The sequence below is a fragment of the Pasteuria ramosa genome, assembly GCF_056496785.1.
On the sequence record NZ_CP143099.1, the window covers coordinates 1494769 to 1519168 of the forward strand.

The 24400-nt window shown below is 30.5% G+C and carries 19 protein-coding genes and 1 pseudogene; 5 read left to right on the forward strand and 15 right to left on the reverse strand.

The window, feature by feature from the left end:
* Positions 1-855: 855 nt before the first annotated feature.
* From VS182_RS06335 to VS182_RS06350, 4 genes are all read right to left on the reverse strand, one after another.
* A complete protein-coding gene (locus VS182_RS06335) occupies positions 856-1875 on the reverse strand; it encodes a lysostaphin resistance A-like protein (protein WP_479484318.1) in 1020 nt (339 codons plus the stop codon).
* A gap of 24 nt (positions 1876-1899) precedes the next feature.
* Positions 1900-2433, reverse strand: coding sequence for a spore maturation protein (locus tag VS182_RS06340; protein WP_479484319.1), 534 nt, complete (start codon positions 2431-2433; stop codon positions 1900-1902).
* Positions 2434-2643: 210 nt separating this feature from the next.
* On the reverse strand, positions 2644-3240 hold the full coding sequence (locus VS182_RS06345) for a nucleoside recognition domain-containing protein (protein ID WP_479484320.1): 597 nt from the start codon (positions 3238-3240) through the stop codon (positions 2644-2646).
* Positions 3237-4376, reverse strand: coding sequence for a serine hydrolase (locus tag VS182_RS06350; protein ID WP_479492794.1), 1140 nt, complete (start codon positions 4374-4376; stop codon positions 3237-3239). The genes VS182_RS06345 and VS182_RS06350 overlap by 4 nt, the downstream gene beginning before the upstream one ends.
* A gap of 185 nt (positions 4377-4561) precedes the next feature.
* Here VS182_RS06350 and VS182_RS06355 point away from each other — a divergent pair, with 185 nt between their 5' ends.
* Complete coding sequence (locus VS182_RS06355; RefSeq protein WP_479492504.1) at positions 4562-6169, forward strand: S8 family serine peptidase; 1608 nt, start codon at positions 4562-4564, stop codon at positions 6167-6169.
* Here VS182_RS06355 and ytfJ read toward each other — a convergent pair.
* From ytfJ to VS182_RS06395, 8 genes and pseudogenes are all read right to left on the reverse strand, one after another.
* Positions 6166-6612: a GerW family sporulation protein gene (ytfJ, locus tag VS182_RS06360; protein WP_479484322.1), complete on the reverse strand. Its 447-nt coding sequence runs from the start codon at positions 6610-6612 to the stop codon at positions 6166-6168. The genes VS182_RS06355 and ytfJ overlap by 4 nt on opposite strands.
* 54 nt (positions 6613-6666) lie before the next feature.
* Positions 6667-7359, reverse strand: coding sequence for a DUF2953 domain-containing protein (locus tag VS182_RS06365; RefSeq protein WP_479492505.1), 693 nt, complete (start codon positions 7357-7359; stop codon positions 6667-6669).
* A 422-nt stretch (positions 7360-7781) separates the two neighbouring features.
* Positions 7782-7964, reverse strand: a complete 183-nt coding sequence (gene rpsU / locus VS182_RS06370; RefSeq protein ID WP_479484324.1) for a 30S ribosomal protein S21 — start codon at positions 7962-7964, stop codon at positions 7782-7784.
* A gap of 173 nt (positions 7965-8137) precedes the next feature.
* Positions 8138-8455, reverse strand: a complete 318-nt coding sequence (locus VS182_RS06375; RefSeq protein WP_479492506.1) for an HIT domain-containing protein — start codon at positions 8453-8455, stop codon at positions 8138-8140.
* 47 nt (positions 8456-8502) lie between these two features.
* Positions 8503-9138 (reverse strand): deoxyribose-phosphate aldolase, encoded by a 636-nt coding sequence (gene deoC / locus VS182_RS06380; RefSeq protein ID WP_479485164.1) that lies wholly within the window; start codon positions 9136-9138, stop codon positions 8503-8505.
* Positions 9139-9252: 114 nt separating this feature from the next.
* Positions 9253-9561, reverse strand: a pseudogene (locus tag VS182_RS06385) (NUDIX domain-containing protein); the annotation flags it as partial.
* Positions 9562-10842: 1281 nt separating this feature from the next.
* Positions 10843-11826, reverse strand: a complete 984-nt coding sequence (locus tag VS182_RS06390) for a hypothetical protein (protein WP_479492507.1) — start codon at positions 11824-11826, stop codon at positions 10843-10845.
* Positions 11827-12881: 1055 nt separating this feature from the next.
* Positions 12882-14072, reverse strand: a complete 1191-nt coding sequence (locus VS182_RS06395; RefSeq protein WP_479492508.1) for a transposase — start codon at positions 14070-14072, stop codon at positions 12882-12884.
* A 546-nt stretch (positions 14073-14618) separates the two neighbouring features.
* Here VS182_RS06395 and VS182_RS06400 point away from each other — a divergent pair.
* The 4 genes from VS182_RS06400 (at position 14619) to VS182_RS06415 (ending at position 20008) form a co-directional block, all read left to right on the forward strand.
* Positions 14619-14795: a hypothetical protein gene (locus VS182_RS06400; protein WP_479492509.1), complete on the forward strand. Its 177-nt coding sequence runs from the start codon at positions 14619-14621 to the stop codon at positions 14793-14795.
* A 1826-nt stretch (positions 14796-16621) separates the two neighbouring features.
* Positions 16622-17656 (forward strand): hypothetical protein, encoded by a 1035-nt coding sequence (locus VS182_RS06405; RefSeq protein ID WP_479492459.1) that lies wholly within the window; start codon positions 16622-16624, stop codon positions 17654-17656.
* Positions 17657-17701: 45 nt separating this feature from the next.
* Complete coding sequence (locus VS182_RS06410; protein WP_479492460.1) at positions 17702-18685, forward strand: BclA C-terminal domain-containing protein; 984 nt, start codon at positions 17702-17704, stop codon at positions 18683-18685.
* Between the two features lie 45 nt (positions 18686-18730).
* Complete coding sequence (locus tag VS182_RS06415; protein ID WP_479492461.1) at positions 18731-20008, forward strand: alpha-helical endospore appendage domain-containing protein; 1278 nt, start codon at positions 18731-18733, stop codon at positions 20006-20008.
* A 921-nt stretch (positions 20009-20929) separates the two neighbouring features.
* Here VS182_RS06415 and VS182_RS06420 read toward each other — a convergent pair.
* The 3 genes from VS182_RS06420 to VS182_RS06430 form a co-directional block, all read right to left on the reverse strand.
* On the reverse strand, positions 20930-21187 hold the full coding sequence (locus VS182_RS06420; protein ID WP_479492510.1) for an EthD family reductase: 258 nt from the start codon (positions 21185-21187) through the stop codon (positions 20930-20932).
* Positions 21188-21650: 463 nt separating this feature from the next.
* A complete protein-coding gene (locus VS182_RS06425) occupies positions 21651-22565 on the reverse strand; it encodes a transposase family protein (protein ID WP_479492511.1) in 915 nt (304 codons plus the stop codon).
* A 382-nt stretch (positions 22566-22947) separates the two neighbouring features.
* Positions 22948-24183 (reverse strand): transposase, encoded by a 1236-nt coding sequence (locus VS182_RS06430; protein WP_479492512.1) that lies wholly within the window; start codon positions 24181-24183, stop codon positions 22948-22950.
* Between the last annotated feature and the right edge of the window lie 217 nt (positions 24184-24400).

The window sequence follows — 24400 nt, forward strand, 5'->3', positions numbered from 1 at the left end:
AAAGTTATTTTATAAAAACCTAAAGTGGACATCAATTACTTGCCAGTGAATTTTGCTATTTTTGCATATTACATATTTACATATCTCTTTTTAATATTAGAAATAGTTATGTGCTCTTTTCTTTTAGTGTTAAATTTCATATTAATATTAATATACATATAGCTAAAAAACAACACAATTTAATAATAGTGTTGTTTTTTAGCTATATGTATAGACTTTATATTTTAATTTATATAGACGTTATATTTTAATTTAAAGATATAAAGACAAAAAAATGTATCTTTTTTAAATTTCATATCTTAATGAAATCCCAAAACTAGTAGTAATATATATAATATTTGTAAATTTATTCCTATTATTATAAAAATAAAGTTAATAAATAAGAACAGCTATCGAAATTTTATTTTTTTAATAAATTTTTAAAAATACCAATAAATAGCAATTATTGGTATTAATCGCCTATACTGTATTTAAGCACAAGTCCTTTTATATAGAGTACAGATGATAAAATATCCTCCTATTGTATTTTGTATGTAATTAAAAGTATGATTTAGCAATGTATTTGTTAATTAAATCTTTAAATATAAGATGTTGAAAACTTTGGAAGTGCCATAATATTTCCTGGTTTTTATGAACAATTTATATTTTTTTGCTTTTTTCATGTACAGTAATTTATATTATCTGGCCTTGACATGGATTCTTGGAAAAATTCCCTGTTTTGTAACAAGTCTACTTAAAACTTGTTGATTTAAATAGTATGGTAATAATATCTAACTCGTATAGTAAAATAGCCAATTGATTTTTATCTATAGTATAAATGGTTAAAAATATATAATTAATCATAATAAAAAAGAGCTAATCAAAGCTCACCATAATACCAGCTAATATATTATTTATAAAATGCATTAGTATTGTTGACCATAAACCATAACGCTTAGCAAACCAACCAAAAACTAATGTACTTAAAAAAAGCACAAAAATCCATATAACATTGTACTGCATATGGACAATAGAAAACCAAATACTAGTCCATATAATACCTATTTTTGGTTGTAAAACACCACGGAAAATTAATTCTTCACTTATAGCTGGTAAAATACCAATAAATAAAATGCCTAAAAAAGAAAGTTTAGGTATAGGTTCAGACATATCAATAAATGGTTTACCCATGGCCAGATTCAAATTCAAGAGCCAATTTATAATATAACTGGTAAAAAAATGCAATAAAATAGAAACAACCAAAATAAGTAAAATAACTTTAAGCGAAAGGGGTCTATTTAGTCCAAGACGTTTGATAACTTGCCTTGGCGTACGATGAATATATAAACCTAAACTAACCAAGGTAACTAAAAACAACAATATCGCCATCTTAAAAGCCTCAAAAATTAATTTGTCTTCCTCATCCCATTTTACAAGGTCTGAGAATATTTCAGGTGTACGAGAAAAAGCATAGTTGTAACAAAAATAGATAAACATAATAAATGTTAATAAATGAGCATATCGCTGCGGTTCTAAACCAAATTTAGACACAATTTTTTGACGAGGATAAGTAAAAAAAATACTCAAACCAACAATTAAGCAAACAAAACAAACCAGACGCGAAAATATTTCAGAAATTTCAATCCATGGATATTTTTCTATAAGCCAGATATATCGATTAATTTCTAGATAAAATAGCCGTCCTAGAATTAATGCCCATATACACGAAAAGATAAAACTAATAGTCATGATTCTTCGTTCATTAAAAAAAACTTTTTTATCTAAATTATGATCGAATGGTTCATTTAATGCTAAACGTCTTTGATCAAATTTCAAAACAGCGATTAAGACTATGGGCACAATATATATCCAAAAATCACCTAATAAAGAGTACATATCTAGCTTGCCTCCTAGCCAATTTTAAGCAAACCACCAATAACAAATCCATATAGCGGAAATAAAACCAATCAAATCAGCCATAAGACCCACAAAAGGCGCATAGCTAGCTTTTTTGATCCCTAGCGCACCAAAATAAACAGTTAATACATAAAGAGTTGTATCAGTGCTGCCTTGAATCGTTGAAGCCATAATACCGAGCAAAGAATCAGGTCCATGAGAACGTAAAATATCCTCAACAAAAGCTAACGAGCCTGTCCCTGAGAGCGGTCGAAGAATACCAATAGGAAAAACGGCCGCTGGTATAGACAAAAAAGCTAAAATAGGTTGTATAAATTCCATCAACATCTCCAAAGCACCACTATGGTTAAAAATAGCAACAGCCATCATCATAGCAATGAGATGCGGAAGAATAGAAAGAACAATTTTAAATGACTCTTGAGCTCCTTCAACAAAAGTTGTTAACAACGGCACCTTACGAACATAAGCAATCAGTGGAATAATCAAAAGTAATAAAGGAACAAAAAATTGGGCACAATTCATTAAGAAAACCACCATTGATTAATACACCTCTAATGCATAAAACATTTTATTAAATTTAAAAAAATAGTTTTTAATCTTTTTTTTTTTGTGCATCTTTGTTTTATTGTTCATCTTTGTTTTTTATTGTGCATCTTTGTTTTTTCTTTAGAAAAGTTACAAAAGTATAATATAGGCATTCATAAATAAAAATTTTTTTATTTCTTTAAATCTTGCTTTAAATCTTTATTAACGCTTAATAAGGGTACGCTGTTTGCGATAACGGCAAAAACGATCAATGAGTAAAGCAAACGTGGTAGCAATTGCAGTAGCTAATAATGTTGGCCCAATAATGGATGTTGGATATACTGCATTGTATTGTACTCTTAGACCTAGGAGCAATGTAGGGACTAAAGTTAAGCCTGATGTATTTAAAGCTAATAAGGTACACATAGCAGGTGTTGCTTCATCTTTTCGTGGATTTAATTTTTGCATCTCTTGCATCGCTTTTATCCCACTGGGTGTTGCTGCATTACCTAAACCAAATAAGTTAGCTACAATATTAGATACAATATAGCCATGTGCTTTATGATCTTTAGGTATATCAGGAAACAATTTATGCACAATAGGATGTAACAATTTAGCGATAGCCTTTAAAATACCAGCTTTTTCGGCTAAGCGCATCATGCCCATCCATAAAGACATGACACCTATTAAGCCAATACATACTTGAATCGCTCCTTGTGATCCTTGTAAAACAGCTGTTGATATTTGATCAACACGCCCAGAAAAAAATGAAACGATGATCCCTACCATAATTAATGATAACCAAATGACATGAATCATCTTATACCTCCTTGTGAAAAGGCATATTCCAACACATCAGACCAACAATCAGCTAAAGAACGTTGTTTAGAAATGAATTGCAATGGAACGGAACCGATCACTTTATTACCTAATAAGATACGCACAACACCAATGTTTGCTTTAGCTGTTGGGAAATGGTTTAATGGGTAAGTGACAATGGGTTGCATTGATACATCAGCTAATTCATTTTTACTCATCGGGTACATAAATTTTTTTGTCGCAATAATTTGAATATTCCCATCATTAACCGGTACTAATTGCGCTTCATATAATAAGACTTCTAATCTATAATGTTTGAACCCATATTCAAACATCATCATCATATCTTTCCAATCATTACCATCGTTAAGTGTAACCGCTACCAACTGCATCCCATCTTTAGTCGCTGAAGAAACCAAGGTGCGATGTGCTTTATGCGTAAAGCCAGTTTTAACACCATCAGCATATTTATATAATCGCAACATTTTATTTTTATTATAAAATTTATAATCATGATTTTCATCTGGTCCAGGCAGAACAATCGCCTTGGTACTAACAATTTCCCGAAATTGTTGATTAGAAAGTGCATAAGATGCAATTTTACCCAAATCATATGCTGAAGAATAATGTTCTGGCTGATCAAGTCCGTGTGGATTAGTAAAGTTTGTATTATACAAACTTAATTGTTGAACTTTTTCATTCATAAGATAAACAAAACCTTCAATCGAACCCCCAACATACTTGGCAATTGCCATGGCAGCGTCATTACCTGATCTTAACATAAGGCCATATAGGAGGGTTCTTAAAGGTACACAATCACCTACTTTTAAATAAATAGATGAACCTTCAACTTTAATGACATCTTCTGTAATTTCAACCATATCATCTAGATCGCTATTTTCTAATGCAATAATAGCTGTCATAATTTTTGTCGTGCTAGCAATCAATGATCGCTTATGCTCATTTTTAGCATACAACACCTTACCCGAAGTACGCTCCATGAGAATAGCTGAAGTAGCTGTAGGTGCTAAATCAGGTAAACTTTTTTGCGTCTGATCGTTACCGAAAGCAAATATATGGGACGAAATCAACGGCAAGAGTATAAAAAAATACTTAAGTAATCTATAAAGCGACATATTAATCACAGACCTTCTCTCCTGATCTGGGATTTACAAAACAACTTGTATCATCCTAGACAAAATATGTCTTATGATGTTTATTCATACCAAGCAACCTCGAAAATAATCCATCATAAACGTTGGTATATCATCTGTAGAGGATTATTTAAGCTATTAAAATATAAAAAAGAAAAGGAAGAAATATGAAAATGGTCAAATATGAAATTTCACGCGGCGGTAAACATATAAAAGTAGCTCCTGATTTGAACCGTTTCTTTGTCGTACCTGGATATAAAAAGTCATTAGAAAGAATCAAAGAGCTAGAAGGCGTACAAAATGTTAGCTATCTATCACCAACTAACTGTTTTGTCGATACTGTCCATAAAGACGACAAAAAGACGTTAGAACAAATTGAACGCGAAGTTGTAACTATGCACAATACTTACTATATGGCTGAAAATGTTATAGAACAATACAATGTAACCAATAAATTACTCTTGTCATTCAAAGATCATGTTTCAGTTACCCAAAAAGAAAAAATCATAGAAAAATTCCACCTTAAAATACTAGGGGAAGAAAAAAACCACGTCCTGGTAGAAATCAACCATAATCTAAATCCCTTAACAATCTCACGTGCCTTAGAAGACACAAAAGAAGTTAAATCTGCGGAACCTAATTTATATCAAAAATTTATCCATTACAATCAACCATATATCCCAACAGAAACCCTGTTTGATAAACAATGGCACTTATATACTAAAGAACGCCAAATACAATTAGTGACAGAAGCAAGCATCAATGCCCCCTACGCTTGGAGCACCACACGTGGATCAAGAGATATTGTGATTGCTGTGATCGATGATGGCTTTGATCTTAACCATCCTGATTTTAAAGGTATAGGAAAAATCGTCGATCCTATGGACTATGCTGATGATGATACAAACCCCTCAGCAAAATCAAATGAAAACCATGGCACAGCTTGTGCTGGTGTAGCCGTTGCCGAAGAAAATGGTTCAGGCACACTAGGTATAGCCCCTGGTTGCGCTTTCATGCCTGTACGAATGAGTATGTTCATCGATGATGCCACACTTTACCATATGTTTAACACTGTTGGAAGAAAAGCCCATGTTATTTCATGCAGTTGGGGACCTGCTATGCCAGCTTATGCACCCCAAACAACAAAACTTAATGAGTTATTTCATGAACTAATGCTAACAGGTGGCCCAAAAGGTAAAGGTTGTCTCATATGTATCGCGGCCGGAAATTCTAATCTACCTCTTAAAGCGAATAGTTTTTCATATATACATAAAGGAGAATTATATACCATCGACAAACCAATTCTCAATGGTATGGCGATACATCCTGATGTCGTCACTGTAGCTGCATCAACAAGTATGTATAAAAGATCTAAATATTCTAATTGGGGAAAAGAAATAACTTGTTGCGCCCCTAGTAACAATGGATGCCCTTATGGACATATGAAACACACCCCTGGATTAGGTATCGTCACAACAGACCGCGAACCTGGTGGTTATGCCAATTCATCTCACTATACCAATAACTTTGGTGGTACATCAAGTGCAACACCACTCGTTGCAGGTTTAGCAGGGTTAATCTTGTCTGCTAATCAATCTTTAACAGCAAGTGATGTTAAAGATATCATCTGTAAAACAGCAACGAAAATTGAAGATGATGAACCAGATGCATGCGGACAAAACTACAGTGATTATGATCAAAATGGACATAGCATGTGGTTTGGTTATGGAAAAATCGATGCAGCAAGGGCCATCCTAGCTGCGATCAACGCTTAAGCATTATTAGAACCATTAACGGATTCTCCTGCATCTTGTGTTTGCTTACTATCCTTAAATACCATATTACGAAACTTTTCCATTAACATCGGTGCTGATTCTAACAAGCGCTCATACATATGATGACTACCTTGTAGATCTAATAATCGCACCCCTTTATCATTAACGACCAAAAAAGCAACCGGTGTAATGGAAACGCCACCCCCACTACCTCCACCAAAAGGATAAGCCGCAACTTTTGTCTCACTAGAATCAACCGTTTTCTTACCAAATTCCGTCCCACCAGCGGCAAAACCAAAGCCAACACGTGATACAGGTATAATTGTTTGACCATTAGATATTTCCATGGGATCACCAATAATAGTATTAACATCAACCATTTCACGTAAATTTTCCATCGCCGTTTCCATCAAACCGCGTATAGGATGTTGTCTTTCAGTCATAAAAGCACATCAATCCCTTCTCATCGACCATAAAAAACTAATTGCTTATCAAATTCATTTCTTATCTTTGATCGTTTGCAAAGCATAGCCCCAAAGAGTATGACTAATATTCTTGCATAGACCATATACCACGGCAAGTATAGCATAACCCAGTCTAAAACAAATAATACTATGAAATTCAAAAATTAACTTTTTTTTATTAAAAAGAGGCATAACATTAATCAAAGGTTTCTTTTCCATATGAAAAATTTCTGACAAAAAACAAACAAAAAATGATTTAATCATCCACAAATAAGCAGTTAATTGCCCAACTTCTGCTGCATCGCCTGTCCCAAATTCCGTTCTAATATACAAAGATTTACAAGTAGCATCTTTAAAAAAAATCCTTAAAACACGTAAAAACAAAGGTAAATAAAAATACAAAGTTTCAAAAATCATAAAAACCTCTGTAAGTATTTTTCGATCAATTGGAATTTTCTTATCTTCCTTCGTATTAATTGCCTTTCTATGATCAGCTTGAAACTTACTTTTAACACGCGCATCCCCACTTAAACCACTCCGTTGCTTTTTAAAACCCAATTTTGATAATTCAACACGATAACGTAAAAGACCATATAAAACAGAAATAGAAATCATACTAACTTTTTCGCTAACACCTTTATGAAGTTGAAATTCAATACATAATGGACTAAACCATAAAACGAGTACAATAGTAATAATAATGACACTCAAAATTATAAGCCACATAAATATCTCCTATCAAAACAAATTAGGGATGTTATAGCTATTTTAGCCAAATTGACACGCGTTCATAATATAAGTCATTTATAAATCAAGTTATGTAAATAAAAACACAAAAATAAAATAATATAAATAAAAAACAAATAAACAAAAAAACACCTTTTCCCTTACATAGGAAAAGGTGTTTTTATCTAAAAAGTATAAACATAAACCGTTTTGCCCCCGGTCGGTGTATATTCTCTCTAGATTTATCTAAATCTACAATAATTCATTCTACAGTAAAAACTAAGTGGAATCAATACAAAAACATCTAATTATTTAAAAAATAATTTTTATTAGAATTCACAACAGTTAAGAATTATCGCAAATCATTGTAGGAAATAACATAAGCTCATACAATCAGATCGCTGCTGTTGCTATCCACTTCGTCAGCGCTTCTTATTATTATTACGACGCGCCGCCTCTGCTTTTCGCTTACGTCGCGTGCTTGGTTTCTCATACCGCTCGCGGCGACGAATTTCGGAGAGGACCCCGTCTTTAGCGCAGGAACGCTTAAAACGACGCAATGCACTATCAAAGGACTCATTCCTCCGTACGCGCGTCTCAACCAATCTTGTTCCCCCTCTCCTTACGAAACAAACAACATCGACCATATAATAACTATAAGGTAAAAAAATAATCTACCATAAACTTATTATAAGTGTCACAACAAACATAACCAGACAGCACAAACAACCAACACACACTAAATATTATATCATGATAACAAAAAAATTGTCAAAGATTAACCAGGTGGCCAAGTAAGCTGTCTATCACCTAAAATATGAAAATGCAAATGAAAAACTGTCTGACCAGCATCTTTACCTGTATTTACGACAACTCTAAACCCTTTAGGCGTCAATTTTAACAAATGAGCCGTTTTACATACAGTCTGTAATAAATTCACCGCTAAATGAGGTTCTTGCTGTTCCAAATCAACCAATGACACAAAATGACGTTTAGGAACAACTAAAGCATGTGACGGAGCAGCTTTTGCAATATCATGGAAAGCTAATGTATGCTCATCTTCGTAGATTTGCTTACAAGCTATCTCACCAGACACAATACGACAAAAAAGGCAATCGTTAATAAAGATATACCCTCTTCCTTTTATGAATTAAATAATAAAACACCAGAACTTGTTCCTAAACGATCAGCCCCAGCTGCAAGTAACTGCTGAGAGAAATCAGCTGTCTTAACTCCACCTGAAGCTTTAATACCTAACTCTTCCCCTACCGTTTTAGCCATCAAAGCAATATCTTCTAATGTTGCACCACCTGTACCAAAACCCGTTGATGTTTTAACAAAATGCGCTTTAGCCTTAGCTACTAAAGAACATGCCCTAATTATTTCTTCCTTCTGCAAATAACAAGTTTCAATAATAACCTTAACAATACGCCCCTCAGCTGCAGCCACAACTTGCGCAATATCATCTAAAACAAGATCATCATTACCCTCTCTTAAAGCCCCCAACTGCAAAACCATATCCAACTCCAAAGCTCCATCAGTTATCGCACGACGTGTTTCAGCTACTTTCGCCTCTGTCGTTGTCGCTCCTAAAGGAAAACCAATCACCGTACATACAGCAACATAACTATTAGCTAAAGCAGATTTAGCACAAGATACAAAAGCAGGCAAAACACAAACCGAGGCAAAACGATGCTCATGCGCCTCATAACATAATTTCACAACATCATCAGTTGTCGTCAATGGATGAAGTAACGTATGATCAATCCTTGGCGCTATTAAAGGTTGTGTATCATTTAGCAAAGCTATACGTGTTAAAGCTTTGCTAAAAACACGTTCATAGACATTATAACCTGATTGTCTAATCTTCCATAACGCATCATCCGCTTCATACCAACAAACAGATGAAATTTCTTCTTCCAAAGGAATGGCTGTACCTTCTATGTATGGCATTAAAAAACACTTAACACGCTTATGAATCTTCTCGTCATCTCCATAAACATAATAAACCGTCAACAAAGACTCCTGAATACCCGCTGTAATACCTGTTTCTTCTTTAACCTCACGTATCGCGGTTTCTTCTAAACTTTCACCAACCATTTGCTTACCTTTAGGCAAATTAAAATAACCAAAACGATCCTTAATCAACAAAATACACAACTTACCATCCCGATAACAGTAAACAACGCCACCTGCAGCCACTTCTTCTCTTACGATAAGCTAACACCTCTTTAATCTTTTTATATACAAATATATTAATAATACAAATATATATTAAAATTATAAAAAACTAAAACAAAGATAACAGAAAACATATATAATGCAAGCAAAAATCATAAAATACCTAAAACAGAATATAATTATACTAAAAAATTTTAAATGAATTTTTTTCAGAAATAAAATAACAAAAAATAGACATACCTTGTCCAATGTGCAAGAGTAGAAGATTTAACCAACCACACTACAAAGAAGAGAATAAAGAATGACTAATGTAAAAAATTTAGCACAAAAAGAGCTTTTGAGCAAATTAAGAAGAGATTGTCCAATAACCCATTTTAAATAGTGTTTAAGAAACTAATTTAATAAACAAAAAGCTATGATAATGGCTATTTTTGTGTTTAAATTACACCATTACTAATCGGCTATATTAATATTTCTGGCAAAGTCCGAAATAAAATAGCAAATATAATTTTACTTTAATAAACTAGCTATAAATCATACCAGCCAAAATATACTTGTTTCAAAACCACGATGAAAGATCTTTTCTCAAAACTAATAAATCATTAAAATAAATTATTATAATTGATTTTATACTTAAAATATATCCATATTATCAAAATATAGTATTTTCTTCTAATAAGTATGCATATAATAAAATATTATCTATAGCTATTTTTTACTGGCCTTGTAAAAAAATCCTAATCTAGAATATTATTTGATGATTCAGGAGGATTTGACATATATACCTCGATAAATATCAAAGGATAGGGATTGCCGGATTATTATCATGATAATTTCATCATTAAAATATAATTACAGATTTTTTTGCAGAATATAATAAGTATTTTCTCATATAGCTTGCCTAAAAAATTCATTGACAGAGCATTTAAGAACTTAATAGACTACACTAAAAGCTACTATTTTCGTGTTTAAATTACATCATCACTAAATATAATATATTAATATTTCCATACAATTTCATGCGAATATAATAAGTATTTTCTCATAGATAAATTCATAAATATATCTAAATCAAATGACAAAAAAATATTTTTTCTAAGCAATGTTCATAAAAAAAAAACACAAATTTATTAGTATTTGTGTTTTTTTTAAAATCAACATTAGAAATTAATATAAAGAAATAATATAAAGAAATAATATTGCTATCATAAAATTACTTAGATGGAAAATATAAAATTTTTAAATAATTATCCATTAAAAAATACATATATACTAACTTTTTAGAAAAGAAAGAAAAAAGTTTTATTTCAGTTTTTCTTCTATAAAATCATCCAAACCTTTTTTGTAGTGGTAGCTAATAGGGATACTAAAAATTAAACTTGAAATACGGCCTATCATATACAAATAAAGGATACACATTAAGATCATCATAAAAATGAGAATACCTACAAATAAAGATTCATTTGGAAACAAATCCCATAAATAAATAGTGAAGATAGGAAAGCTAGGTGCTAAAAAGACATATATGAAAATAATAAGAAATAATCCTTCATTAGATGACTTAGGATCTAAACCCTTAGGGCTATTGAAATGCGATTTTTCTATCTTTTTTTGTATAATAATAAGAAAACACCAAATTAAAAATCCTACACGCACACCCCAAAGAGATGGCCAAGTAAAAAACAAAGAAATTAAAGAAATAAACAATATTGTATTACTGAGACAATATAATGACATAAAATAAAATTTAGTCATTTTCTTTTTCTTAGCATGAGCTATCTTATAACAATTATCATAATAATCGATGATGAAATCCCAATATCTATTTCTATATACTTGATAAAAATTAACATAAAATGATTGGGCATCTGTTGGAATATCATTAAATAATGCGTCAGCGAAACTTGGATCCTTTTCATATTTAGCTTTAAACCTAAGATAATCAGTATTAAATTTCTCTTTCATACTCTTAGGTAATTTCCTAAATATTGACCTAGCAAAATTTTTATCTTTAACTAAGTTAATATATAAATAAAATGTAAAAGTCAAAATAAAAAAAATCATTTGTAAAAGAAAAACAATTTCTAAATTTTCTATGCTCGCCAGTAATCCTAAAATGCCACCTAAATTGTTTTCATCAAAAATGTCTCGAAATAACCAAATAAAATTATGAAAGCATAAAAATAGACCTAAAAAAAATAAGCTTTGCGTAAAAGAATCAAAAATTTTCATCACTTTAATCGTTTTATCTTTATCATGCAAAAAATAATTATTAAAATTACGCAAAATAAACACCTCATCCCATCACGAAAAATTCAAAATACTAAATTTATGATAATAATTAAATTTAAAAATTAACTTATATTTTTGAATAATTAAATATTATTAATAAATTTTAAAAATAATAACAAGTCATTATGGTATCTTTTAGGCCAAACTATACATTTTGCCTATAGTGTAGCTTCCTGTAATGTTTTGCAACATGTCTAATAAAAAATCGTTTACAAAGTATCTCCCTGTTTATTCCTAAAAATGAAGTGAAAAATCCAAACATAGCATGGAAAAAGCATGAAATCCTTGGTGATTTTTTTGATTTAATAAAGATAACCACCTGATTAAGCTTGTTAATTTATATAATAAAATATATTTTTAAACCATAAAATAATAAGCCATCAATTATGTTTAATATCTTATCCCCCCCTACTTGTTTAGTAAAGCAAAATGATAACTACCATATTATTTGACATTTCTTTTTTGCTCCCTGTATTTTGTTAACGCAGATATATTGCACAAGAGAACCATTTATATATATTTTAATTTTTAAAATCTAATTTTCAATTTTTGACTTTATTGTAATGGATGTACAATTATCTTACTCATTTTATCATAAATTTAGAATTATCGTCATGAATTAAAAAATATTATTAAAAATCTTACATTAGCATATGAAAAATTTTCATATGCACCTACCATGAAGCGGATTAAAAAATAAAAAAATTAATTACAATGAGATGAATTTAAAAAAAACAATTTTAATTAAAAAGAAAAATTAAAAGTATCAAAAAATATAAGCTAATTCTTAAATTTAGTTTTGCTTAATTCACCTTTGGACTTGTCCAAGAATGCTAATATAGACGATGAGTGCATATTATTAGTAGTTATTGTCAATTTTAAAATTTTATTAAAAAAGCTTAAAATAAACAATAAAGCTGCCTTTTACTGTACTTGCCAAAAAAAATAGGCCATAATTTTTGAAAATCAAAAATTAACTTGAAAAGTTTATTATAATCTAAGTTTGAACATTATTTGTTTATACAAAAGAGCGTTTTTTTTAGAGTACTTTAGCATCCTTTTTTGGTACGTGATAAAATAAGCTTCACAGATATATGCGTAGGGATATCTAAATATGATATTATCTCTTTCAGAGATGAAATTAATATATCAATCATATCTTCTATTCGATCAGCTTCTTTTTTAGCCTGATATTTACGTAATCCCTTTAGGAGATTACCATTACCTGTATGTATACAATACATTGCTACAAACATTTGTAAAATTAAGTATCTATCTAAAGATTTGCTGGATCTGACTTGGTATCCTTGTAAAGCAAGATAATTTTTAGCTGTTCTAAAATAGGTTTCGATTTCCCATCTTTTCGAATAATAATTTAGAATTTCTTCATTACTTAGCTCCATATCTGTGCAAATAAAAGCTTTTGCTTTAGATATATTTTGACCTTCCTTAACACAAATAAGGACAACCGTATTGTCAATAAAATTAAGATTACCTTCATATCTATAAACACGATACTTTTGTTTTTTAATTTTAACAACTTTTGTATCTGTATTTTTTATAAAATTTAAAAACATTTTTATTTGATTTTTAATGCCTAAAGGACAAATAACAATATCGATTCTTAATGCACCTATAAAATGAAATCCTTTTTTTAAGCTTGTTTTGATGATCTTTTTTGAAATATACCAAGAATCTACGCAAACATATGCTTTACGATCTGGCTCAGGAGCACTAGATATGATATAGCAAGCAGTATCCATTTTATTTATTTCTGTTTTATTAGCACATTTAATTTCTATAGGATAGCTTAAACCATCTGCATTTAACATAGCTTGAACAATAGAATGACCATATACACTTCTTTTATCTAGATTAGAATAATGATAACCCGCTGCTTGTATAGGGTGTTCAGCTAATGATGATGGCTTTGTCTTATGGCATACTATATCGTCAATTATCAGAAAGTAAGGTTTATTTTTTATCTTAGCTTGATGGATAACTTCTTCATAAGCAACATTTTTAATGGCATCACTAAGTATTTTTTCATCCCATTTTGAATTAGTCATCATATGGCTTATCGTTTGACGGAACCTGTTATAAAAGCTTTTTTTATGAATATCTGAAAAAGTTCCGTTAAAGTTTTGTGATAACATACCATCAATAATCTGCAAAATATGATTAAAAACAGATGAAGTAAATTGGGATATTAACCCCAATTTACGAAAAAATTTGACCAAATGAGATTTATTTGTTAACCTACAATTCTTTATCCTCCTGTTGTGTTTGTTATAATACTTACATTTTACAAAGGGGATTGGGGAATGTCTATTTTTGTTTGTAAAATCGGAAAATATAATATATTGTAAACTTTGGAAATACAATAACATTTTATTATTTTTATTAATAATTTACATTTTTTTGCTTTTTTTGCATGTACAGAACTAAAAAATGTGTTTTAGCATATACAACAAAAACAGTAATAATCATAATATATTTTTATACCTTTCGGTATATTAATTGCAAAAATGACGGCAAATGAATTTTTTTATAAATTATATATCCTCTCTAAAAAGGTGCGTGATAAAGTGTCGCAAGTGAATATTCCATAAATAACCTTTTTAATTTAATTTTTAAAAATTAAGAACTTGTTGTTTAAACAGTAAAAATAAATTGATATGAAAATTCAAACTAATAGATAACTAAAAAATGTGTTTTAGCATATACAACAAAAACAGTAATAATCATAATATATTTTTATACCTTTCGGTATATTAATTGCAAAAATGACGGCAAATGAATTTTTTTATAAATTATATATCCTCTCTAAAAAGGTGCGTGATAAAGTGTCGCAAGCGAATATTCCAAATATAACACCCGATATTACAGTTAATAGAAATGACGCCTTAAAAATAATGATTGCAGCTATCGCCATGAATGAATTAGGACTTAGCCACGTTTAATTTTTTTAATTAAACATATTCTAGATATATAAATATATATCTAATGTTGAAAAATCTACATGGATGAAGCAAATGAACGATATATTAAAAATGTCCAAAATAAAACTTGTATATATTCTTTATGTGGCTAAGAATATATAAGTACTCCAAGTAATTTCATCGCATCCATGAGATTTAAAAATAACAAATAAATCTTTTAAATAAAAAATTAGCGTTCTTCGGAGTTAGAAGTTGTTAATATCAACTACATGGCCAAAAGAACAGGTTGTTTATTATCATTTAAATTATCTTGATTTGAAATCGCAATCAAATTAAATGATCTAATATAACCGGAAAGCCGTATGTATTGTAAAATGCTTGTACGGTTTGGGAGGGGCTATTAATGAGCTACCTCGTATTATTAATACCGAAGGTGAAGTGCGACACGTTATTGTATAATGCCATTATTTTAATTTATATAAATTATTTAAAATAAGTGACAAAAAACAATCTTTTAATTATATAATTTTAAAATTAAGTTAATTAAAGAGAACTAAAGTGTTTTAAATATAAATGCTTACTATAAAACCTGCCTATATTTAAATAGGAAGCCAGGTGCAGAGTAGAAAATTATCTAAGGTGAGGTAAACAAAGAAATTTCTTTCAAGTAAATGATTGTTAACTTAATTTTCACCTAGGAAAACAATTATATTATTTTACTGTCTTGAATTAATATATAGGGTTTGTTCGTGTATTTTGATTATTAATTAAGAATACTGGGTTAATTATAGCATTAGTGTTATAGATTTAAAAATAAAGGACAATCATATGGGCTAGTCTTGTTGAGCATGTCCAACGATTTATTATATTTATATAAAATAAATATAATAAAATATAAAGATAAGCATAAAATATTATCATTTTACTTGCTTGATTATTTCCACCTAAGGATATGGCAAAAACACTTTGGAACGTGGTAAATAGATTTGTCTATGAAAGTAACATCATCTGATGAAGGAAAGTATCTAAAAATACTCGACAAATCGATGTTATGAAAAAAACTTTTTATAAACGCCGTATGAAATGAAGTGCGACACGTTCTTAGCTAAATACTAAGCATATATATGAACTAAATGATTAATCTATTTTAATAAATAGAAAATTCAATGCCTGTTTGTACACATATATTGGTTGATAAAAACAATTGACTAAATATCTGAAAATAGTATAAAAAGCCAGGTAAAGATGTATAAAAGATATTTAAGGCAAGAATTTTATTAAGCAGCTATACCTTAATAATTATCAAAGAAATGAATATAAAGGTTTCGGCGACAGATAAATTTGTTAAATGCTAATTTCATTTGGTAATAACAGAGTATATGTTCAAATATACATCATTATCTAACCTATAGTTTCTGCCTAAAAATATCATAGATTACTTTAATCATTTGGAACGTGGAAAGCAAGATATATAATTATATCTTGGGAGAGTGCAAATCATCTAACCTAGAATTCACCTAAAAAATGCTGAGGAATAGATTTGCGATAATTTATGATATATTTTATGGTTTTTCATTTATAAAAAATTATAAAATGTATCTTAAATAACTTAATGCCATGTGAGGTGAAAATCTCATGCGTGGTATATGTGTAAAAAAATAATTTTTATAGTATGTTTTATAAAATTATAAAGATTAAATATACAAATAGTTTCCTGTATGGTGTAAAGCAAGAAATCATATTGCTATAAATTACAATATATTTTAGGTACTTTAGAGGGCATAACAAATCCTAATCCTCCGACAATACAAGATTTGATTGCCCTTAATAAAAGTATCAAAAATAACATGTCATATATCGCTTGTCAAGAAACTGCGTTGACTTCACAACTTGATATTGCACTAAAAGAACTAAATTCATTATCCTTTGGACCTACCGGACCAAAAGGTCCTCAAGGTACTCAAGGACCACCTGGACCCCATGGAGCACCAGGGAATATCGGACCTACTGGACCTATTGGTCCTACTGGACCTACCGGACCAATTGGTCCTACTGGACCTATTGGACCTATAGGGCCTACAGGATTTCAAGGTCCTCAAGGTTTCCAAGGACCACAAGGAGCCCAAAGCATGGGACCTACTGGTAACGCTGGAAATACAGGTGTACAAGGAAATACAGGACCAATTGGACCTACCGGGGCTATAGGACCAGCCATTTTGGCCCCCGGTACAACAGGACCTACGGGATCTACTGGACCGACAGGCTTTAGCATTACAGGACCTAGTGGACCGACAGGTATCACAGGTACCACAGGATCTACCGGACCAATTGGTCCTACTGGAATTACTGGTCCAGGAATTACCGGACCTACTGGTATGACAGGTATTACCGGAAATACAGGTAGCTTAGACTTTGGTCCGATCAATCTTTATAACTCTAATCTTAATCAAACGAATGTTCAAAATACAAGCAACAGTTTTCTAGACCTAGCATCTATAAGTTTAATAAATCCTACCTATTCACCAGCAATAGTCCTCTCGGCAGATCTTACTACGTTAACCCTTTTAAATGCTGGATACTACACCGTTTGGTTTACCTTTGGTTATATGAGATCATCCTCAATAGATATGCAAAATGTCAGTATGGGTATTATGCAATTGCTTGTAAATGGTGTACCTTACCCAGGTGGCACAATCTTTGGTTCAACATTAAATCCAGGATTCACAAATGCACCTTGCGGTATAGGGGTAACCAAAGTTTTAATCAATGCGAATGCAAATACAAATATAAATATTTTACCCCTTATAGGTTCATACACTGGTGCTTCAGGCACTACTCTTCCTTGCTCAACTTTCATAGTGTCTGTGCAACAAATAGGTTAATTTATATAATTTTATAAAGTTCTTAAAAAATAAGGATGGAAAATGATGAGTATATTAGTAGGACCCACAGGCCCGACAGGACCTACAGGTGATACCGGTGTGCCCGGAGGAGCCATAGGTATTACAGGCCCAACAGGTCAAAGTATGACTGGTATAATGGGTAATCAAGGTCCAAGTGGTATACAAGGACCAATAGGTATAACAGGCATAACAGGCCCAACAGGTATAACAGGTATAACAGGAATCACGGGCATATCTATAACAGGCCCAACAGGTACAATAGGTTTTACAGGAATAACAGGTCCCACGGGATTAACAGGCCCAACAGGAGAAACAGGTCCAGTTATATTTATATCTGGTATAACAGGCCCTACAGGGCCAACAGGTCCTACAGGTATAAATATAACGGGTTCGACAGGTATTACAGGATTCCAAGGTATAACAGGTACTACAGGGTTACAAGGCCCACAAGGTCCGCAAATCTCACCAGGACCATCGGGAATACAAGGAAATCAGGGCCCGATAGGACCTACAGCAAGTGCTGAAATTGCTTCTTTCAGAAGATTTGCATTAGCAAATGTAACTACATTTACAACACCAGTAAATTTCAATAGTCAGTTTAATACTAGTAGCAGTATATCATTGTTAAGTAATAATACTAATATTAGTATACAACCAGGTACCTATATATTTAATTTTGGCGGTCTGGTATGGGCACATGGTGGAAGTTCAGTAGTCGAAAATGAATCCGTTGTCTACCTATCATTAGTTTCAGGTAGCTTAAATACCTATGGTACGAATATCAACCAACCTTATGGTTTTGCTTCTACTTTAACACGTCAAAATACCTCATCAGCATCCTACCTATACGGAGGTATGCTGTATCAATCGGCAGAGTATATGATCCAAGTCACAGCCGCAGCTGTTATTCAAATGCGTTTGTATAACTCAGTAGCTACAACTGCTCCGCCGACAGTTGTTCCATATAGCCCTATTGATAGTTATATTACTATTAGAAAAATAAAATAAGCAACAAGTATACTAAAATTAGTAGTTAAGGAGATAATCAAAAAAATGTCACAAGCAAATATCCCTGGCATATCTCCACAAATTTCCCTTAATCAGTCAGATGTTTTAAATTTATTGCTTGCGTCCTCAGCAATGACTGAACTAGGACTGAGCCATCTATTAAATGCTGAAGCTGAAAAGGTGCAATATATTCTAGGAACACTGCCTGGTGTAACTAATGGTAAGCCGCCTTCTCTTCAAGACTTATTAGCTATAGATAGAAGTTTAAATGATATTTTAAGAATTACCTCTGTAAAATTGGAGTCTATAAATGAACAATTAAATTCTGTGATAGGTACAATTTCGCAACCAGGTGCCACAGGTCCAACAGGTCCAGCAGGTCCAATGGGACCTGCTACAGGTGATACTGGCCCAACAGGACCTACTGGTCTTTATATTACCGGCGATACTGGTATTACAGGAGTAACAGGTAATACAGGACTTACAGGTGCATATGGTGCTCTTGGTACTCAAGGCCCAACAGGCCCTACAGGACCCATAGGTTTATCTATAATAATGGGTAATACAGGGATAACCGGCAACACAGGTGCAACAGGTTATACAGGCGCAACTGGTGTTACAGGCCCTACAGGTATTATTTCGCTCAATCAAGGTAACACAGGTTTTGTTGGACCTACAGGTCCAACGGGTAATACAAGTCCAACAGGCCCAACAGGCCCTACAGGTGCAACCGGAATAACAGGTATAACTGGAAATACAGGCATAACGGGAGTAACAGGAATAACTGGTCCTACAGGTGCAACCGGACTAACGGGTATTCAAGGTGATACAGGACCTACAGGGGGATTTGTGCTAGGCGCAGGTTCTTTTGGTCTAATAGCTAACGCATCCCTTTCTTTGGCTGTCAATTTACCTTTACCCATCAATTCTTTCAACAACGTATATGGTGTGGGTATTTCATTAACCAGTACCGATACCATTACCATATCACCAGGTATTTACTCCATAGATTATGGAATGACAAATAATCCGCGTGGTCCTTCGCCTTTGCCAATATATGGTTGTCAACTATTAGCAAATGGTGAGGCTATAAATGGCAGTGCTATCTTTATGGCACCCCAAAATGACATCACTATAGGTCCTTTTCCGAATTTCTTTTGGTGGATTTACGGTAATGTTGTTATTAATCCCACCGTTACAACAAATATAAATATTGTACCTTTGATATCAAATTTAGATTTTCAAACAACAACCGCTGTCATATCTTTGGCTGTAACTAATATTCCTACTTTAGCTAGTATCAATATTTTGAAATTAGCTTAAAAAATATACCTTTGCTAAAAAAATAAAAAAATTTTATTATTTCTCAAGTTTGCAAGATCTTATAATTTTAAGGGTTTTCAAAAAATATAAGTTCCAGAGAAGAATGATATAGACAATTAGCATAGATGATTTTTATTTATTATTTTTAAAAATTTATCTAAAAATTAAAAAATAGTGTTTATATATCTAAAAGTATATAAACACTATTTTTTCTTTATACATATGTATTGTTAATAGTTATAATTTAATAGTTTTAAATTTCTTTGGAAACAATATTGAAGGCAACTTCTTTTATTTCTTTACAATATATTTTATTAAAATTAAAATATATTTGATGTATCTGATTTTTTATATTTTACCATTATTTACATAATTAAAATATAAAAATTACGGGATTTAAATACAAAAATAGCTATTATCATAGCTTTTAGTTCATTCGATTAGGTTCTTAAACGCGCTTTACGTTTTTGTTTGGACAATTTCTATAGTAAGGATGGATATATTAGGCATGGATATGTTAATAGAATTAAATGGATTTCTAAGTAAATCGATTGTGAAATAAGAAATAAGTTTTTTCTTTAAAAGAAATTGCTTTTTTTTTGCTTGCGTATTGATTGGGAATCGTTTTGGTGTTGTTTTGGTATTTATTTATCTTCTATATCTATTTTGTGAATTACAATGTATAATAATATTCTGTGATAAACATAAACACAAATATCTAGAAATTGTATTTATGTTATTTATCGGTATTTAATTTTTTTAGATGAATATTTAATAATGAAAATATTTTTATTATTAATTTAAATTAAATAAAATTAGTTTATTATTATATTTACCATATCATTTCTCCTATAAACATATCTACGTTATCAGCTAACATTTTTTGCAAGTCTATTTGCATCTCTTTTCCTTTTTCAGAATTCAATGCGGTTTAAAGTTTTTCTTTGTCTGGGAATAACATGATTGTTTGCATATAGTAACTATTTTTTTTGTTTCGTCAGTCGAAGTAAGTCTTATAACTTCACAACCTAGAATATGTGGCATTTGTCTTACAATATTTAGATGTGTGCCAAAGTAATGTTCTTTGAAAACGTTTTCATCATGTGGTTGTGGGTATAGAGCTACTAATTTAGCTAATTTTTCCATCGTTGTATCATCCTTTTGTTCTGTACTTGCCAAAAAAAATAGGCCATAATTTTTGATTTTCAAAAATTAAATTTAAAAGTGTATTATAATCTAAGTTTGAACATTATTTGTTTATACAAAAGAGCGTTTTTATTTTTATAGTAATTTATCATCTTTATGTTTAATTACTATAAAAAGATAATTTATATATTTGTACTTTTATAATGAATTTAATTATATTTATGTATGGACTTGTGCCTAAACTTTAATGCAATGTGTATTTGAGACTAATAAAGTGTCTTCAAAGATGTTATTATCATTACTTTCATGATTATATTTTATCATAAGTGTTAAAATATCAATAAACATGTTTTAATAAGGAAACTAAGTTTTACTTATTCCTCTTATATGTTTAATTTAATTATTTAAATTTAAATAATAGCTAAAATTATATTGATTTGATCCAACTGATTGTTCGTGTAAATTGTCTGAATTTTTTAATTTATATTTTTGGATTTTATATAGATTTTTTGAATTTATCTAAAGATAAATGATGATTGAATATTGCTGAGATTAGATCAAATTGCTTTGAGAAATTTTTCAGTTTATTACGATATCTATTAGCAATAAGCTTGAATCTTTTGAGCCATCCTATAACTCTTTCAACTAAGGATCTTTCTTGGGATAAAATATGGTTATAGTCTTTTTCTTCTTGGCTTAAAACCTTGTATTTATTGTTTTGATAAGGTATGATGGCATACAAATGATATTGGTTTAGGCCTTTAAAACCTGAATCACCTAGCAACGTTACGTTTTCTGATAATGGAATACGTGATTTTTTGTAAAGATTAAAATCATGTACGCTACCAGGAGCGTAATTTGTAAAATAAATCTTGGCAGTTTTAGAGCAAATTAAAATTAAGGATTTCTTACTTGTTTGTTTTTTACGTCCAGATAAATAGGGTTTGTAATTCACCTTAGGACGTTGAATGCATATTTCTGTAACATCTATAATGAATCTGCCATATGTTAAGCTAGGTAGATATTTTTTCATATTTTTAGGATTTTCTTTATTAAGTACTTTTGTTGCGACAGCTTGTACCTTTTTTATAGTTTTATTAACAGTACTGCTAGTAACATCGAAAGTTTTTGCAATACTTCTATAAGTACGACCAAAGAAAAAATTATGAAAAAACAATAACACTTGATTTTCCGGGTCAAGTATGTTTGGTCTACCACCTTTTTCATGGTTTTTCAAGTCATATTTTCGCACACTTTCTACTATAATTGAAAAGGTTATTTTATCGACGCCTACGGCGGACATAAATTCTTTTTCTTTTAATTTTGCTATTTTTGCATATTCCATATTTACATATCTCTTGTTAATATTAGACATAATTATCTGCTCTTTTCTTTTAGTGTTAAATTCCATATTAATAGTAGTATATATACATAAAAAACAACAAAATTTAATAATAGTGTTGTTTTTTTATGTATATAAAGAAATTGCATTTTAATTTAAAGATATCAAAACACAAAAATTTATCTTTTTTCATATCTTAATGAAATTCCAAAAAAATAATAATATATATAATATTTTTTAGTTTATTCAGATTATTATAATAATATAGCTCATAAATAAGAATAGATATTGAAATTTTATTTTTTAAAAAAATTTAAAAATATCCATAAATGACAATTGTTCGTCTTAATCACATGTATTAAAGTTTAGGCACAAGTCCAATGGTCAAAAAACAAATCTAGCTTTTTTAGTTTTTTTACCATATCTATCCTTTTTAATTGCATTTGCAGATTTAGGCCACCTCTTTAAATTGATAACAATAGAACCTTAGTGCTGCTCTGAATCCTTTTTTCGCACGTGATAAAATAAGCTTCACAGATATCTGCGTAGGAATATCTAAATATGATATTATCTCTTTCAGAGATGAAATTAATATATCAATCATATCTTCTATTCGATCAGCTTCTTTTTTAGCCTGATATTTACGTAATCCCTTTAGGAGATTACCATTACCTGTATGTATACAATACATTGCTACAAACATTTGTAAAATTAAGTATCTATCTAAAGATTTGCTGGATCTGACTTGGTATCCTTGTAAAGCAAGATAATTTTTAGCTGTTCTAAAATAGGTTTCGATTTCCCATCTTTTCGAATAATAATTTAGAATTTCTTCATTACTTAGCTCCATATCTGTGCAAATAAAAGCTTTTGCTTTAGATATATCTTGACCTTCCTTAACAAAAATAAGGACAACCGCATTGTCAATAAAATGAAGATTACCTTCATATCTATAAACACGATACTTTTGTTTTTTAATGGTAACAACTTTTGTATCTTTATTTTTTATAAAATTTAAAAACATTTTTATTTGATTTTTAATGCCTAAAGGACAAATAACAATATCGATTTTTAATGCATCTATAAAATGAAATCCTTTTTTTAAGCTTGTTTCGATGATCTTTTTTGAAATATACCAAGAATCTACGCAAACATATGCTTTACGATCTAGCTCGGGCGCACTAGATATGATATAGCAAGCAGTATCCAGTTTATTGATTTCTATTTTATTAGCACGTTTAACTTCTATATGATAGCTTAAACCATCTGTATGTAACATAGCTTGAACAATAGAATGACCATATACACTTCTTTTATCTAGATTAGAATAATGATAACCCGCTTTTTGCATAGGGTGTTCAGCTAATGATGATAGCTTTGTCTTATGGCATACGGTATCGTCAATTATCAGAAAGTAAGGTTTATTTTTCCCCTTAGCTTGATGGATAACTTCTTCATAAGCAACATTTTTAATGGCATCACTAAGTATTTTTTCATCCCATTTTGAATTAGTCATCATATGGCTTATCGTTTGACGGAACCTGTTATAAAAGCTTTTTTTATGAATATCTGAAAAAGTTCCGTTAAAGTTTTGTGACAACATACCATAAATAATCTGCAAAATATGATTAAAAACAGATGAAGTAAATTGGGATATTAACCCCAATTTAAGAAAAAATTTGACCAAATGGGATTTATTTGTTAACCTACAATTAATAGATATTCTTTATCCTCCTGTTGTGTTTGTTATAATACTTACATTTTACAAAGGGGATTGGGGAATGTCTATTTTTGTTTGTAAAATCGGAAAATATAATATATTGTAAACTTTGGAAATACAATAACATTTTATTATTTTTATTAATAATTTACATTTTTTTGCTTTTTTTGCATGTACAGATTTT